The organism is Sphingorhabdus contaminans (assembly GCF_007280415.1).
Lineage (GTDB): Bacteria > Pseudomonadota > Alphaproteobacteria > Sphingomonadales > Sphingomonadaceae > Sphingorhabdus_B > Sphingorhabdus_B contaminans.
The window spans coordinates 1,124,043-1,138,161 of record NZ_VKKU01000002.1; the positions used below are offsets into that span (position 1 = coordinate 1,124,043).

Sequence of the window (14,119 nt, forward strand, 5' to 3'; positions counted from 1 at the left end):
GGTGGCGATGGACACAGGCGCGTTCACACCAGTTCCTCCAGCTTTTCTAAGGCTCGCGAAGTCAGCATTTCTGCATCTGCCGCGCCTTCGAAAACTCCTGCGACGAAAGCCTGCAGCATAAGCTTCTTTGCATCGGCCGGTGTCAGACCGCGCGCCTGCAGATAGAATAACCCCATCGGGTCCAGCTCGCCAATGGCACAGCCATGCGCACATTTGACATCATCGGCATAGATTTCGAGTTCGGGTTTCGCGTTCGCCGTGGCGCTGCGGTCGAGCAGCATGGCTTTGACCGATTGTTCGCTGTCGGTGGCCTGTGCATCCCGGGCAACAGCAACTTTACCCAGATAGGTTCCGGTCGCCGTCCCGGCTAGGACCGAGCGCACCATTTGCGAGGAGGTGGCGCCGGGTTCGGCATGGGTCACCGTCGTCACAATTTCGAGATTCTGTGTGTCCCCGCCAATCTGCACCGCGCCCAGTTTGAAATCCGCGCCTTCGTGCAGTGTGACGTTCAGTTCCACGCGGCCATAATTGCCGCCGATGTTCAGCACATGGACAGTTGCGGTTGCGCCCTTACCGATCGCGATGTCGAGCTGGTGGATCGCGCCGCTGTCCTGAACGATTGTGCGCGCAAAATGCCCGTTCGCTGGTACCAGTATCGCTTCTGCGTCTGGCAAAGGCCATGCGGCTTTGACGGCGGCGATGTCGCTGTAACGCCATGCCTCATCGCGGTGTGTGGGCAGGGTCGTTGTCCCGCTCATACCGCGTCACCCGGCTTTTTCATGGCCCAGATTGCGTAGACATAGGTCAGCGCGGCGGCGCCTGCGACCGCAGCCGTTTTAATGGCATCGGGCGCAAACATATAGGCGGCATAGCAAAGCGCGGCGCGGATAATGAAATGGATCATACCCGCGCGGTCATTGGCGCACCAACCGTGCGGGACCCAGATCATGCCGGCCAATATGGCAAGGCCGAGAACCAGAAGTTCAAGCGACTGCGCCGCCTGTGCCGCGAAAATGACGAAGGGTATGATCAGCGCGATGACGAAAATGAACTGCATGAACAATTGCGTCAGCGGATTCTTGTTGGACTGCGTCGAAAGTCCTTTGGCGCCCCTTATCTTGTCGATCACAATAGACAGAGGCAAAGGCGCTGCGGCCGCGGTGAACGCAACCCATGCCGGCATCGCATCGCCCAGTTGCCAGCTGATCAGCGCCAGCGCACCCCACGCAATCAGCCCGCCAATCGGCATCCCGGCGGTACTGTCGTCCAGATATTGGCGCTGCAGTTCCACAAGGGGTTGGGTGTGCATTTCGGTCATGCGGCAATCTCCGCATAACCATGCTCTTCCAGTTCCAGCGCAAGCTCCGCGCCGCCGGTCCGCGTGATCCGGCCATCGGCGAGAACATGGACGAAGTCGGGCTTCACATAGTCGAGCAGCCGCTGGTAATGGGTGATGAGCAGAACAGCCTTGTCGGGCTTGCGCATGATGCGGTTGATGCCGTCGCCAACCACGCGCAGCGCATCGATGTCGAGGCCGCTGTCAGTCTCGTCCAGGATTGCAAGCGCGGGATCGATGATACCCATTTGCACCATCTCGTTACGCTTTTTCTCGCCACCGGAAAATCCGACATTCACCGGACGTTTCAGCATGTCCATGTCCATGCCCATCGCATCAGCCTGCGCGCGTGCGACTTTCAGGAACTCGGCGCCCGAAAGCGGGTCTTCGCCACGCTGCTTGCGCTGCGCATTCAAAGCCTCGCGCAGGAATTGCACATTCGACACACCAGGGATTTCAACCGGATATTGGAAACCCAGAAACAGGCCAGCGGCGGCACGCTCATGCGGCTCCATGCCAAGCAGATCTTCGCCGTTGAACGTCACCGATCCTTCGGTCACTTCATATCCGGGTCGTCCTGAGAGCACATAGCCCAGCGTCGATTTGCCCGCACCATTGGGGCCCATGATCGCATGGATCTCGCCCGCGTTCAGGCTAAGCGTAAGCCCCTTCAGGATCGGCTTGTCGGCAACGGTGGCGTGGAGGTTAGTTATTTGAAGCATATTCTCTCTTCAATCCATAAGGGCCGCTATATTCAATCCGACCCGGAAAGTGCCCGCCTTTTGAGTAGATGGTGATCATGGCGTCGGCGATGATCTGGTTGATGTCGTGCGGGACCACATCGCCCAGAATCCGTTTTGGTTTGGCATATGTGTGCAGCGAGATACGGGGTGCCGAACCATAAACTTCAACCAGCTTTCCATCCTTGCCGGGCGTCCATGCCGCATCAAAAAGCTCGCCTTCGGCGGTCACCGTAAATTTCCAGTCGGCATGTTCAAACCGCCAGATGCCGCCAATTTCATGCTGCTCGGGGCGTCGGCCCAGGCCGCTCTCCCAAACGACAGAGATTTGGCGTTTCTCTTCGACAACTGTCGGCTCTCCGTGCGGGTCAAGACGATAGGTAAATGTCACCCCACCGACCCTTCAAGACTGATCCCCAAAAGCTTCTGGGCCTCGACGGCAAATTCCATCGGTAATTGCTGCAGCACTTCCTTGGCGAAGCCGTTGACGATCAGAGCGACTGCCTCTTCCTGCCCCAGCCCACGCTGCATCGCGTAGAATAGCTGGTCGTCGGAAATCTTGCTGGTTGTTGCCTCATGTTCAATCTGGGCGCTGGGGTTGCGGACCTCGATATAGGGTACGGTGTGCGCCCCGCACATGGAGCCCAAGAGCAGGGAATCACACTGGGTAAAGTTACGCACCCCTTCCGCATTGGGCGCGACGCGCACCAGTCCGCGGTAGGTGTTGTTGCTGTGCCCGGCGCTAATGCCTTTTGACACGATGGTGGAGCGTGAGCCCTTGCCATTGTGGATCATCTTGGTGCCTGTGTCGGCCTGCTGGTAATTGTTGGTCACCGCGACCGAGTAAAATTCGCCGACACTGTTTTCGCCGTTCAGGACGCATGACGGATATTTCCAGGTCACGGCGCTGCCGGTTTCGACCTGCGTCCAGGACACTTTGCTGTTGTGGCCCTGGCACAGGGCGCGCTTGGTCACGAAATTATAGATACCGCCCTTGCCCTCTGCATCGCCGGGATACCAGTTCTGCACGGTCGAATATTTAATCTCGGCATCGTCGAGCGCGACAAGTTCGACCACAGCGGCGTGGAGCTGGTTTTCGTCGCGCATCGGCGCGGTGCAGCCTTCAAGATAGGACACATAGCTGCCCTTGTCGGCCACGATCAGCGTGCGTTCAAACTGGCCGGTATTTTCGGCATTGATGCGGAAATAGGTCGACAATTCCATCGGGCAGCGAACACCTTCGGGAATGTAGACGAAGGTACCGTCGGAAAACACGGCGCAGTTCAGTGTCGCAAAATAATTGTCGTGCATCGGCACAACCTTGCCGAGCCACTTTTTCACCAGTTCCGGATATTCCTTGATGGCTTCCGAAATGGACCGGAAAATCACGCCCGCGCGCTCCAGTTCGGCGCGGAAGGTGGTCGCGACGCTGACGCTGTCGAACACCGCATCGACGGCAACCTTGCGTGCGCCTTCGACACCGGCGAGCACTTCCTGCTCCGCGATGGGAATGCCAAGCTTTTCGTAAACGCGCAGGATTTCGGGATCTACCTCGTCCAGCGAATTCAGCTTGGGCTTCGCCTTTGGCGCGGCATAATAATAAGCGTCTTGATAATCGATAGGCGGGACATTCAGCTTGGCCCAGTCTGGCGGCGTCATCGTCTTCCACATGGCAAAGGCCTTCAGCCGCCATTCGAGCATCCATTCCGGTTCGTTCTTCTTTGCCGAAATGAACCGGACCGTATCTTCGTTCAGCCCCTTGGGCGCGAAATCGGTTTCGATATCGGATGACCAGCCATGTTCATAATCCGCAACCTTTTCGGCGGCGTCCCACGCGGCTTGATCCTTCATGGCGGTATCGTCGGTCATGCGGTGTGCCCCATGGCAAGGCTGCTGAGCGAAACATCGGAAAGTGCACTGCGGACCGCATTGTTCACGATTGCCCAATGGGGTTTGATATTGCAGTCGGGCTCAATCGCGCAGTTGCAGGTGGATGCGTTGATACAATTGGTCATGGCAATAGGCCCTTCCACCGCCTCGATAATGTCGGCCAGTGTGATCGCGGCCGCCGGACGGGCAAGCTGGATGCCACCGCCTGCACCGCGGACCGAGCGCAGGAGTCCGCCTTTGGTCAGGATACTGACCAGTTTCTGGACGGTAGGAAGCGCGATCCCTGTTTCACCCGACAGTTCCGTGGCGGACGTGCGCATGCCGCCGCAATGACGCGACGCCGCGCTCATCACGACCACTGCATAATCTGCCATATTGGACAAACGCATCTGCCAAACCCTAATCAGACAAAATTATTCCGATTTCAGGCAAATGGTCCCTTTGACCGAAAAAATCAACCCGGAAAGGTCTCGATGTCGCGGTAATTGTCCTTGGAAAGCCATATCCGCAGGATTTTGGTGTCATCCCCGTCAAGGGCGCCTGGTGTCCGTCCGGCAAATTGCCGGATTTCACGAATCATGTGCGGCTGATCGTAGAAAAGCGACTCGATTTGCGTGCGCAGCGCATCGTTGCAATGGGGGTCAATCAACATGCTCGCCGCCCGCAACGCCCGGTATTTTCGCATCAACTGTTTGGGAGCGGAGCCGAAATAGCGGGTGATGAGTCGCGCAGCCGTGCTGCGGGACATGTCGAGCAACGGGTAAAGCTGTTCGACATCGGGGTCCAGATCGCTGGACAGCCAGTTGATAACGGTCTGCACCATGTGGAGATGTGATGGCGGCACCGGGCGGACATGCGAAAGAAGGAGGGCGGTTGCCTTTTCAACCATCTCGGCCACACGCATCGTTCCTTGACTGTGCCCGGCCCGAAATTCCTCTGCCAACTGGTCGATCTGCGGACCGAAAAGTTCCGCCGCCGGAACCGCCCTGTCGGCGAAAAGATTGGCTGCTTTCCCTGTAAGCGCCACGAAACCCAGGGGCGACAGGGCGAAGCCCAGATCATAAAGGGGGCCTTCAAAATCAAATTCGGCGGCGGCCAGACCCGGTCCGAACACCGTGGCATCGGCGACTTCTACTATATCCCCGTTTTGAAATTTCAACGTCCCCCGTCCGCTGAGCAGGAATATAAGATGGCCCAGGGCCGCAGGTTGGCGGTCGCGGATGGCGGGTTCATCGCACCGGAAAAAATAGATCTGCGTGACATAGGGCGACAGTTCTGCCGCGGGTGCAAAATGCGACACCTCGATTTTGTCGGGCGGGGTATAGGACGGGCGCAGGTCGCAGGTTGACGCACCGGTACGTTCAAGTCCGTCACTGCGACTTTCATGCATGAAAGCGACCCCGATTTTCCGTTATGCCTGTTGTTGCCCCTTTGGCGTAAAGCAGAAGCTAGGCGAGAGCAGCAAAAGCTGCAAGCTCATCTCTTGCCCTGTATATAGGCATCCAGTGTAGCGCGTTGCGCGCTGTCAAAACGCAGTCCCAATTTGCTGCGCCGCCAGAGTATATCGTCTGCCGATCGCGCCCATTCGTGCGTGATCAGATAGTCGACCTCCGCCGCGTAAAGACCGTGACCAAAGTCCGTTCCCAGATCGGCGAGCGCCTTGGCATTGCCGAGCCAGTTTCGCGCATAGCTGCCGTAAGACCGAACCAGCCGCCTGATAAGTGGCATAGGGAGAAACGGATAAAGCGCGGCCAATTGTCCACCTAAGGCCTCTGCCCCTTCCATAGGGAAATCGCCCCCCGGCAGCGGCTTTTCCAGCGTCCAGCTCGGCCCCGCTAGCATCGGCAGATAGGGGGCCAATTTGCCGACCGCGCTTTCGGCCAGGTGCCGGTAAGTCGTGATTTTCCCGCCAAATATGGACAGCAAGGGCGCAGCCCCGTCGGCGTCGGTGTCCAGATCGAAATGATAGCCCCGTGATGCCGTTTCCGGTTTACCTGAACCATCGTCGACCAGCGGCCGGACACCGGCATAGCTGTAGATCACATCGTCGGGCGTGATCTTCTGTTTGAAATAGACGCCTGCCGATTCACAAATGTAGCGGATCTCTTCCTCGGTCGCGGTGATATTGTCGAGCGGTCCCTGATGATCGGCGTCCGTGGTGCCGATCAGGGTAAAATCATCCTCATAGGGAATGGCAAAAAAGATACGGCCATCAGGGTTTTGGCAGAAATAGGCCTGCGGCGTATCGAACATTTTTGCTACAACTATATGCGACCCCCGCACAAGACGGATATGTTCATCAGGCTTGCGTTGATGCCCTGTCGTTCGTGCCAAGAGGTCGAGAACTGCAGGGCCCGCTGCATTTGCCACTGCACGCGCCGCAACGGCGGGCTGGCCCGCAATCGTGATATGCCACAAGCCGTCACAGCGCTCGAGATGGGTGACCTCGGCCCGGGTGCGTATGTCGGCACCATGTTCGGCTGCATCCATCGCGTTCAGAACGACGAGCCGTGCATCGTCGACCCAGCAATCCGAATACTCGAAGGCTTTGTCATATTCCGGCTTTAAGGGTGCACCCGCCGGTGAGTCCTTCAGATGAAGTGTGCGGGTGGCAGGCAGTTTCTTTCGCCCCCCGATATGATCATACAAAAACAGACCCAGCCGGACGAGCCAGGCCGGACGTATTCCCTTTTGATGGGGCAATACAAAACGCAAAGGCCAAATGATGTGGGGCGCGATTGCCCAAAGCCGCTCGCGTTCGATCAGCGATTCGCGCACCAGCGCAAATTCATAATGCTCCAGATAGCGCAAGCCGCCATGGATCAGTTTTGTCGATGCCGACGATGTCCCCCGCGCCAGATCGCCCCGTTCCAGCAAAAGCACCTTCGCCCCCCGTCCGGCGGCGTCGCGGGCTATTCCTGTACCATTTACGCCGCCACCGACGATGACGAGATCATATATCTGTTCGGTCATAAAAACGCCCATGCGAAAGCGGCAGATGCGACGAAGGCCATGAACGTCGCCAGCATAACAGGCAAGAGGGCTTTCCAACCCTGGCTCAAAAGCAGATCGAGGCGTGATCGCATGGCGGTCGCTGTAACGGCGAACAGCAGCATGGCTTTGGAGGCAATCAACCCATATTCCGCAACCCAGGCAGGCGCACTGATAACCGAGTTGAGGGCAACTGTGGCAAAAAAGGCGAGGATGAACCAGGGAAGCTTGAGTTTGGCGAGCAAGCCTTTGGATGACCCGCCACTGCTTCCAATCGCCAGACCGATCAGCGCGACCGCCGGGGCAAGAAGCGCGACGCGCGAAAGTTTGACGATGGTTGCCACTTCGCCTGCACCTTGGGAAAAACTATAACCGCCACCCAGAGCTTGTGCCACATCGTGCACTGCAGCACCCATCAGGAAACCGGCCTGCTTGTCGGTAAAGTCAAGGGTGGCGGCGATCAACGGATAGAAAGACATTGCAATGGCGCTCGCCAGAGCGACACCAACGAGTGTCAGGGTGAATTGGTTCTGGTTCAACCGTTCCCGTCCGATCACGGCATATATGGCAAGCGCAGCGGAAGCCCCGCAGATGGCCGTGGCACCGCCGGCGAGCCAGCCCGCATAGCGACTTTGCCCGCCCCAATGCGCGCCCAGAAGTCCTGCGCCAATCACCATTGTCATGATGGCGATCAAGCCCAGAAATGCGAGGAGACCAAGACTGCCAATCTGCATGGCGGTCACCTGTGTCCCCAGCAGGACGATGCCCCAGCGAAGGCAGGAAGTGCCGCAGAAGTCGAGTCCGGGATGCACCTTTCGCTCCGCCGAAACAAAATTCAGCGCCAGACCGAGCAGTAATCCTGCTAGGATAACCGGCATGCCATAATGTTCGGAAAACCAGGTTGCCGCTGCCGAAGCGATGGCAACAACCGCAAATCCTGGGAAAAGGGCGCCAATCGCAAGACGCGTGCGGACCGCCGGATTTTCCTCGGCAAGGTAGGTCTCGCCATAGAGGTCGGCGATATAATTCGCGTTTATGTCTTGCGGTGTCATATGGCCTTCTATAGGCATCTATGCGAGGAGTTCCAGCATAAAGCGGGACGGGGGAAAGACAAAGCGGGAATGATGCTGTTCATGGATGCACCGAAATGAAGCCGATCACCCCGGCGCTGCGTTGGACTCTGTTCGGACTGCTCTGTGTGGCAGGCATCTTTAACGCGATGGATCGACCGGTCATCGCAATCCTTAAACCCGACATGTCGGCAGACTTGGGATGGAGCGACAGCGATTTCGCGAATCTCGCGTTCGTCACACAGGTCGCCGCGGCATTATCCTTCCTCTTTACAGGCTGGCTCGTCGACAAGATCGGCGTTTTGCGGTCGATGATCTTTGGCGTGACGACCTGGAGCCTTGCCGCAATGGCGCATGGCTGGGCCGTCGCCGGTTGGCATGTGGTATCGGCGCGGATCGGGCTGGGCGCGACCGAGGCGGTGCAGACACCGCTGACGATCAAGACAGTCGCGACGCTCTTTCCACCGGACAAGCGGTCATTTGCATTCGGGGTCGGCACAGCGATTGCCGGGATTGGCACCATTACAATGCCATTTTTCATACCCGTTATTGCGGCCATCTGGGGCTGGCGCGGCGCACTGATATTTGGCGGCATCGGCGGATTTGTGACATTGGCGCTTTGGCTTTGGTTCGCGCGCGGTGTGAAATTTGACGATAAGGCCGAAGATGCCCAACGTGATTTTTCCGACGATGGTGCGCCTTATGGCCCAATCCTGATGGAGCGGCGGACATGGGCAATCGTGATTGCAAAAGCGCTTTCCGACGCCACATGGTGGCTTATTAATTTCTGGCTCCCGGATTTTTACCGCAAGGAGTTTGGCCTGACGACAAGCGAACTCGCGGTTCCGCTTGCCATCGCCTTTCTCGGTTCTGGCGCAGGCGCTCTTTTCGCAGGGTGGCTGTCCACCCGGCTTCTGGAGGCGGGTTGGAGCGTCAACCGGGTCCGCAAAACGGTGATGTTCGGCTCTGCGGCAATCGTGGTGCCGCTGCCCTTTGTCCTGACGCTCGATTCATTCTGGCCCGTTGCGATCATGATGGGTGTGGTGATGGCCGGGCATCAAGGCTTCTCACTCTCCATTTTCTCAATCATCACCGATGTCGTCCCGCGTCGCAAGGTAGGTCGAGTGACAGCCTTTGGAGCCTTTATGGGCAATATGGGCGGGGCGACGATCCAGCTGGTGACAGGTGCGGTTTTGGCAGCAGGTCTTGGCTTCACACCGCTCTTTATCTTTGCGGCGCTATCCTATCTGCTCGCGCTTGGATGGTTGCACCTGCTGCTGCCCGCCATTCGGCGCGCAGAAACAGACCAGGAAGCTGTTTCGGCCCAATAATGGATGGTGCAAAGTCGTCCTTCGGCGGACGACGGACTTATCCGGCTTTGGCCAGTCCCTGGCTTGTGACGATATCCTGAAGCTCTCCGGCTTCATACATTTCCATCATGATGTCCGAACCGCCCAGAAACTCGCCTTTGACATAAAGCTGCGGGATGGTTGGCCAATCGCTATATTCTTTGATCCCGGAACGGATTTCCATGTCCTGCAGCACGTCAACGCTTTCGTAAGCGACGCCCAGATGGTCGAGTATGGCGACAGCCTTGCTGGAAAAACCGCATTGCGGGAACAGCGGGGTGCCCTTCATAAACAGCACAACATCATTATTCTTGACGATTTCGTCGATCCGTTCGTTCACGCTCATATCATATGCTCCAAATCACGGGGTGGCGGTGGTCAGTTGCAGGGCATGCAGAACGCCGCCCATTTTCCCACCCAAGGCATCATAAACTGTTTTGTGCTGCTTCACGCGCGGCAACCCGCGAAAGCTCTCGCTTACTACACGCGCGGCATAATGGTTCCCGTCACCTGCAAGATCGGTGATCTCGACCAAAGCGTCGGGAAGGGCGGCCTTGATCATGCCCTCGATTTCATGCGCCGCCATTGCCATCAGGCTTGCTCGATAAACTGACGGCGCGCTTCGACCATTTTTTCGTCCAGCGCGGCGCGGATCATGGCATCATCGACGTCGACGCCGGCTGAGGTCAGATCGCCCAGCAATTTGCGAATGACGTCCTCGTCGCCTGCTTCCTCGAAATCGGCCTGAACAACCGATGTCGCATAAGATGTGGTCTCTTCCGGTGTCAGCCCCATCTTTTCGGCGGCCCATTGACCAATCAGCTTGTTCCGGCGTGCCGTAATCTTGAACTGAAGATCGGCATCATGCGCGAACTTATTTTCGAAAGCGTTTTCGCGGTTGTCAAAGGTGGTCATGAAGCGGTTCCTGTAATGTGCTGTGTCAGAGATAATGGTTCGGGCGCTGATCGGCAAGGCGGCGCATGTCAAATGTGCACAACGAGCTTGCCAACAGCGGCACGGTCACCAAGCCTTGCGATGGCCTGACCGGCATTTTCCAAGGTGAAAGTTTCTGAAATGCGCGGCTTGATCTTGCCTTCGGCGTATAAGCCGAACAGCTCGGCGACATTGGCGTGGTTCTTGGCCGGGGTCCGCGCAGCAAAGGCGCCCCAGAACACACCGCAGATATCGCAGCTTTTCAAAAGCGTGAGGTTGAGCGGCAGTTTAGCGATGCCCGCGGGGAAACCGACGACCAGAAACTTGCCTTCCCACGCAATCGAACGGACGGCAGGCTCGCTGTAATCGCCACCGACGGTATCATAAATGATGTTAAACCCGTCCTTACCCGCAGCATTTTTAAACATCTCCGCCACCGCTTTGGACTGGTCCTTGTCAAAGGGCTGGTGCGGATAAACAACAACTTCATCAGCGCCTGCTTCACGGGCAATCTGCGCCTTTGCCTCGCTCGAAACACCGGCCACGACGCGGCCGCCATAGGCCTTGGCAAGTTCGATGGCGGAAATGCCGATGCCACCCGCACCGCCGAGGACCAGGACATTGTCCCCGGCTTTCATATGACCGCGGTCTTTCAGGGCATGGATAGATGTGCCGTAAGTCATCAAGAGGGAAGCGCCATCGTCAAACGACATGGCGTCAGGCATTTTGAAACAGTTAAACGCCGAAATCGCGACTTTCTCCGTCAGTCCGCCATTGCCGCACAAGCCGATCACACGGTCGCCAACTGCAAAGTCGGTTACACCGTCGCCGACGGCCTCCACAATTCCGGCAATCTCGCCGCCCGGTGCAAATGGACGGGCTGGCTTGAACTGGTACAGGTCCACGATCATCAACGTGTCGGGGAAGTTGATAGAACAGGCCTTCACGGATACGATAACGGTGCCGGGTGCGGCCGTTGGTTCGGGCAATTCGCCGATAACCAGTGTTTCGGGACCACCGGTGGCCGTCGACAGTAAAGCTTTCATTTCAATTTCCTCTCACCTGCGCGCGCACGCGACATTTTATTCAGATAGCTGACGGCACCAGCCAGGGCCGGTCTTGTGCCACCCGGCCTTCATAGCGGCTGATTGCGTCGCTGCTTTCTAGTGTCAGGCCGATCTCGTCGACGCCGTTCAACAGGCAGTGCTTGCGGAACGGGTCAATCTCGAACTCGAACCGGTCCTGGAACGGTGTCGTCACCGTTTGCGTTTCCAGATCAATATGGATGGGATCGGTCTTTGCCACTTCCAGCAAACGGTCAATCGCGGTCTGCGGCAGCACAATGGCTAGCAACCCGTTCTTGAATGCATTTCCGGAAAAAATGTCGGAGAAACTGGGCGCAATGACTGCGGAGATGCCAAGGTCCGCCATAGCCCATGCCGCATGTTCCCGGCTCGAACCGCAACCGAAATTATCGCCCGCGATCAATATGGGGGAGCCTGCAAATTCCGGATCGTCGAAAACATTGCCTTCCACTGCACGCAGACTTTGGAAAGCACCTTTGCCCAGGCCTGTGCGGCTGACTGTTTTAAGCCATTCGGCGGGGATGATGATATCGGTGTCGACATTTTTAAGACCCAGGGGATAGGCCCGGCCTTCTACAGTGGAAATGGGCTGCATGTGGTTCAGTCCGTGTCGATCTTGGGCTGGTTATCGGTCTGCACATCCAATTCGGGTTCGGGCGACAGCGGTTCCAATTTGCCCTTTTTCTGCGTCAAACTGCGCCGACCGGCATAGAGCAGTGCTGCCACCAAAGCTGCAGAGCCAACCGCTGCGCCAACTTTGGCACCCGTCGACCATTTTTCATTTTCGGTTTTTGTCTTTTTCTCGGTCATTGCTGAATTCCTTATTCCCCAGCCTTAGCTTTGGCTGTCAGAACAAGTAAAGGGGCTTTGGCCTATTTGTTGAACCTGCGCGTCAGGCGACGCCATAAGGGAGGCCGCTGCTTCTGCGGAAGTGACTGGCCTGTGGCATCGAGCAGAAATTTGGCGAGGAGCAGCGCCTGATTGCGCGTCATGAGGAAATGGTGGCTGTCGATCTTTTTCTGCTCAAGCGCCTGCTGCGATACGGTGCTTTGCAGACGCAAGTCGATCGAGGTGCCTAGGTCCTGATGCGTCCAACCGACGACAACCCCCATATGATGTGCGGGCTCGGTGACACCCGCTCCCTTTCTGACTGCACGTTTGGCCATCTTACCCTCCGCCCGGGATTCTACATCCTGCGGTCGCTAATGCGAGTCAAGTTTTCGATGCTGATATGCACCGCACTTCCTGTCAGCCGGCAAGTTCGCGTACGTCGGTCAAACGTCCGGTTACAGCCGCGGCAGCCGCCATGGCGGGGGATACAAGATGGGTTCGTGCCCCGGGGCCCTGCCGACCGACAAAATTGCGGTTGCTCGTCGATGCGCACCTTTCCCCCGACGGTACCTTGTCGGGGTTCATGCCCAGGCAGGCCGAACATCCCGGTTCACGCCATTCGAAACCGGCATTCGTGAAGATCTTGTCCAATCCTTCTTCTTCGGCCTGACGCTTCACAAGGCCGGAGCCCGGCACCACAATCGCCCATTTGACCACATCGGCTTTTTTGCGGTCTTTCAACACAGCTGCGGCCGCACGCAAATCTTCGATACGGCTGTTGGTGCAACTGCCAATGAAGATATTCTGAACCTCGATGTCTGTAAGCCTCGTTCCAGCCGACAGGCCCATATAATCCAGCGATTTTTGCGCGGCGACCTGTTTGGACGGGTCGGCAAAGCTGGAAGGGTCAGGGATAGACCCCGTGATGGGCAGAACGTCTTCGGGGGATGTGCCCCATGTTACGCTCGGCGCAATGTCGGCTGCGTCGATAACAACGACCTTGTCGTAAACCGCGCCCGCATCGGTGGCTAGGCTGCGCCAATAGGCGACTGCGGCATCCCATTGTGCGCCTTTGGGGGCCATCGGGCGGCCCTTCAGATAGGCAAAAGTCACATCGTCCGGCGCAACAAGACCGGCGCGCGCGCCATGCTCAATCGCCATGTTGGAAACGGTCAGACGCCCTTCGATACTGAGCTCGCGGATAACCGATCCGGTATATTCGATGACATAGCCCGTTCCGCCCGAAGCGCCGAGGACACCGGTGATATGCAGGACGACATCCTTTGCCGTGACACCGGGGCCGAGCTGGCCGTCAACGCGGACTTCCATCGATTTGGATTGTTTGAGCTGAAGCGTCTGGGTCGCCAGAACATGTTCGACCTCGGACGTGCCGATGCCGAACGCCAGCGCGCCCAGTCCGCCATGGCTGGCGGTGTGGCTGTCGCCGCAGACAATAGTCGTTCCGGGCAGCGAAAATCCCTGTTCCGGCCCGACCACATGGACAATGCCCTGTTCCAGATCGGCATCGGCGATATAGCGGATGCCAAAGGCTGGTGCGTTGCGTTCCAGCGCATCCAGTTGTGCCGCGCTTTCAGGGTCGGCTATGGGAATGCGGTTGCCCGCGCTATCGCGGCGCGCGGTCGTCGGAAGATTGTGATCCGGCACCGCCAGCGTAAGGTCCGGGCGACGCACGGTGCGTCCGGCGGCACGCAGGCCTTCAAAAGCCTGCGGGCTTGTGACCTCGTGAACAAGATGGCGGTCAATGAAGATCAGGCAGGTGCCATCATCCCGCTGCTCGACGACATGGGCATTCCAGATTTTTTCATATAGGGTTTGGGGCGCTGACATAATGAATGTTGCCATAGAAGCGATTGCAGCGAAATCAAGTGAGGTG

General features: G+C 57.7%; 18 protein-coding genes. 1 reads left to right on the forward strand and 17 read right to left on the reverse strand.

Annotation, left to right across the window (positions count from 1 at the left end):
- Positions 1 to 23: 23 nt before the first annotated feature.
- The 9 genes from FOM92_RS13660 to FOM92_RS13700 all read right to left on the reverse strand — a co-directional run bounded on the left by FOM92_RS13660 (position 24) and on the right by FOM92_RS13700 (position 8,009).
- Positions 24 to 758 carry a SufD family Fe-S cluster assembly protein gene (locus FOM92_RS13660; protein WP_143777378.1) on the reverse strand — a complete coding sequence of 245 codons (735 nt, stop codon included), beginning with the start codon at positions 756 to 758 and terminating at the stop codon, positions 24 to 26.
- Positions 755 to 1,318 carry a DUF7010 family protein gene (locus tag FOM92_RS13665; protein WP_143777379.1) on the reverse strand — a complete coding sequence of 188 codons (564 nt, stop codon included), beginning with the start codon at positions 1,316 to 1,318 and terminating at the stop codon, positions 755 to 757. Before FOM92_RS13665 ends, FOM92_RS13660 begins: the two co-directional genes overlap by 4 nt.
- A complete protein-coding gene (gene sufC / locus FOM92_RS13670; RefSeq protein WP_143777380.1) occupies positions 1,315 to 2,058 on the reverse strand; it encodes a Fe-S cluster assembly ATPase SufC in 744 nt (247 codons plus the stop codon). The genes FOM92_RS13665 and sufC overlap by 4 nt, the downstream gene beginning before the upstream one ends.
- Positions 2,042 to 2,467, reverse strand: a complete 426-nt coding sequence (locus FOM92_RS13675; protein WP_143777381.1) for a hypothetical protein — start codon at positions 2,465 to 2,467, stop codon at positions 2,042 to 2,044. Before FOM92_RS13675 ends, sufC begins: the two co-directional genes overlap by 17 nt.
- Positions 2,464 to 3,945 (reverse strand): Fe-S cluster assembly protein SufB, encoded by a 1,482-nt coding sequence (gene sufB / locus FOM92_RS13680; RefSeq protein ID WP_143777382.1) that lies wholly within the window; start codon positions 3,943 to 3,945, stop codon positions 2,464 to 2,466. The genes FOM92_RS13675 and sufB overlap by 4 nt, the downstream gene beginning before the upstream one ends.
- Entirely contained in the window at positions 3,942 to 4,355 is a 414-nt protein-coding gene (locus tag FOM92_RS13685) for an SUF system Fe-S cluster assembly regulator (protein ID WP_143777383.1), read from the reverse strand. Before FOM92_RS13685 ends, sufB begins: the two co-directional genes overlap by 4 nt.
- A gap of 65 nt (positions 4,356 to 4,420) precedes the next feature.
- A complete protein-coding gene (locus FOM92_RS13690) occupies positions 4,421 to 5,356 on the reverse strand; it encodes a helix-turn-helix domain-containing protein (RefSeq protein ID WP_143777384.1) in 936 nt (311 codons plus the stop codon).
- Between the two features lie 86 nt (positions 5,357 to 5,442).
- Complete coding sequence (locus FOM92_RS13695; protein ID WP_143777385.1) at positions 5,443 to 6,939, reverse strand: glycerol-3-phosphate dehydrogenase; 1,497 nt, start codon at positions 6,937 to 6,939, stop codon at positions 5,443 to 5,445.
- The gene (locus FOM92_RS13700) at positions 6,936 to 8,009 is read right to left on the reverse strand and encodes a YeiH family protein (RefSeq protein ID WP_143777386.1); all 1,074 of its coding nucleotides are present in this window, start codon (positions 8,007 to 8,009) and stop codon (positions 6,936 to 6,938) included. The genes FOM92_RS13695 and FOM92_RS13700 overlap by 4 nt, the downstream gene beginning before the upstream one ends.
- A gap of 95 nt (positions 8,010 to 8,104) precedes the next feature.
- Between FOM92_RS13700 and FOM92_RS13705 the strand changes: the two genes are divergently transcribed.
- Positions 8,105 to 9,358, forward strand: a complete 1,254-nt coding sequence (locus FOM92_RS13705) for an MFS transporter (protein WP_143777387.1) — start codon at positions 8,105 to 8,107, stop codon at positions 9,356 to 9,358.
- A gap of 37 nt (positions 9,359 to 9,395) precedes the next feature.
- Here the strand turns inward: FOM92_RS13705 and grxD are convergent, their stop codons facing one another.
- From grxD to leuC, 8 genes are all read right to left on the reverse strand, one after another.
- Complete coding sequence (grxD, locus tag FOM92_RS13710; RefSeq protein ID WP_143777388.1) at positions 9,396 to 9,722, reverse strand: Grx4 family monothiol glutaredoxin; 327 nt, start codon at positions 9,720 to 9,722, stop codon at positions 9,396 to 9,398.
- A gap of 15 nt (positions 9,723 to 9,737) precedes the next feature.
- Positions 9,738 to 9,968, reverse strand: coding sequence for a BolA/IbaG family iron-sulfur metabolism protein (locus tag FOM92_RS13715; protein WP_143777389.1), 231 nt, complete (start codon positions 9,966 to 9,968; stop codon positions 9,738 to 9,740).
- Positions 9,968 to 10,291, reverse strand: a complete 324-nt coding sequence (locus tag FOM92_RS13720; protein ID WP_143777390.1) for a DUF1476 domain-containing protein — start codon at positions 10,289 to 10,291, stop codon at positions 9,968 to 9,970. The genes FOM92_RS13715 and FOM92_RS13720 overlap by 1 nt, the downstream gene beginning before the upstream one ends.
- 68 nt (positions 10,292 to 10,359) lie before the next feature.
- On the reverse strand, positions 10,360 to 11,355 hold the full coding sequence (locus FOM92_RS13725; RefSeq protein ID WP_143777391.1) for an NADPH:quinone oxidoreductase family protein: 996 nt from the start codon (positions 11,353 to 11,355) through the stop codon (positions 10,360 to 10,362).
- A gap of 40 nt (positions 11,356 to 11,395) precedes the next feature.
- A complete protein-coding gene (gene leuD / locus FOM92_RS13730) occupies positions 11,396 to 11,989 on the reverse strand; it encodes a 3-isopropylmalate dehydratase small subunit (protein ID WP_143777392.1) in 594 nt (197 codons plus the stop codon).
- Between the two features lie 5 nt (positions 11,990 to 11,994).
- Entirely contained in the window at positions 11,995 to 12,204 is a 210-nt protein-coding gene (locus FOM92_RS13735; protein ID WP_143777393.1) for a hypothetical protein, read from the reverse strand.
- A gap of 62 nt (positions 12,205 to 12,266) precedes the next feature.
- The gene (locus tag FOM92_RS13740) at positions 12,267 to 12,560 is read right to left on the reverse strand and encodes a hypothetical protein (protein ID WP_143777394.1); all 294 of its coding nucleotides are present in this window, start codon (positions 12,558 to 12,560) and stop codon (positions 12,267 to 12,269) included.
- An 82-nt stretch (positions 12,561 to 12,642) separates the two neighbouring features.
- Entirely contained in the window at positions 12,643 to 14,073 is a 1,431-nt protein-coding gene (gene leuC, locus FOM92_RS13745; protein ID WP_143777395.1) for a 3-isopropylmalate dehydratase large subunit, read from the reverse strand.
- Positions 14,074 to 14,119: the final 46 nt, after the last annotated feature.

Coding starts and splice junctions, on each gene's coding strand:
- FOM92_RS13660 (WP_143777378.1), bottom strand. CDS start 758: ATGAGCGGGACAACGACCCTGCCCACACACCGCGATGAGGCATGGCGT.
- FOM92_RS13665 (WP_143777379.1), bottom strand. CDS start 1,318: ATGACCGAAATGCACACCCAACCCCTTGTGGAACTGCAGCGCCAATAT.
- sufC (WP_143777380.1), bottom strand. CDS start 2,058: ATGCTTCAAATAACTAACCTCCACGCCACCGTTGCCGACAAGCCGATC.
- sufB (WP_143777382.1), bottom strand. CDS start 3,945: ATGACCGACGATACCGCCATGAAGGATCAAGCCGCGTGGGACGCCGCC.
- FOM92_RS13685 (WP_143777383.1), bottom strand. CDS start 4,355: ATGCGTTTGTCCAATATGGCAGATTATGCAGTGGTCGTGATGAGCGCG.
- FOM92_RS13690 (WP_143777384.1), bottom strand. CDS start 5,356: ATGCATGAAAGTCGCAGTGACGGACTTGAACGTACCGGTGCGTCAACC.
- FOM92_RS13695 (WP_143777385.1), bottom strand. CDS start 6,939: ATGACCGAACAGATATATGATCTCGTCATCGTCGGTGGCGGCGTAAAT.
- FOM92_RS13700 (WP_143777386.1), bottom strand. CDS start 8,009: ATGACACCGCAAGACATAAACGCGAATTATATCGCCGACCTCTATGGC.
- FOM92_RS13705 (WP_143777387.1), top strand. CDS start 8,105: ATGAAGCCGATCACCCCGGCGCTGCGTTGGACTCTGTTCGGACTGCTC.
- grxD (WP_143777388.1), bottom strand. CDS start 9,722: ATGAGCGTGAACGAACGGATCGACGAAATCGTCAAGAATAATGATGTT.
- FOM92_RS13715 (WP_143777389.1), bottom strand. CDS start 9,968: ATGGCAATGGCGGCGCATGAAATCGAGGGCATGATCAAGGCCGCCCTT.
- FOM92_RS13720 (WP_143777390.1), bottom strand. CDS start 10,291: ATGACCACCTTTGACAACCGCGAAAACGCTTTCGAAAATAAGTTCGCG.
- FOM92_RS13725 (WP_143777391.1), bottom strand. CDS start 11,355: ATGAAAGCTTTACTGTCGACGGCCACCGGTGGTCCCGAAACACTGGTT.
- leuD (WP_143777392.1), bottom strand. CDS start 11,989: ATGCAGCCCATTTCCACTGTAGAAGGCCGGGCCTATCCCCTGGGTCTT.
- FOM92_RS13735 (WP_143777393.1), bottom strand. CDS start 12,204: ATGACCGAGAAAAAGACAAAAACCGAAAATGAAAAATGGTCGACGGGT.
- FOM92_RS13740 (WP_143777394.1), bottom strand. CDS start 12,560: ATGGCCAAACGTGCAGTCAGAAAGGGAGCGGGTGTCACCGAGCCCGCA.
- leuC (WP_143777395.1), bottom strand. CDS start 14,073: ATGTCAGCGCCCCAAACCCTATATGAAAAAATCTGGAATGCCCATGTC.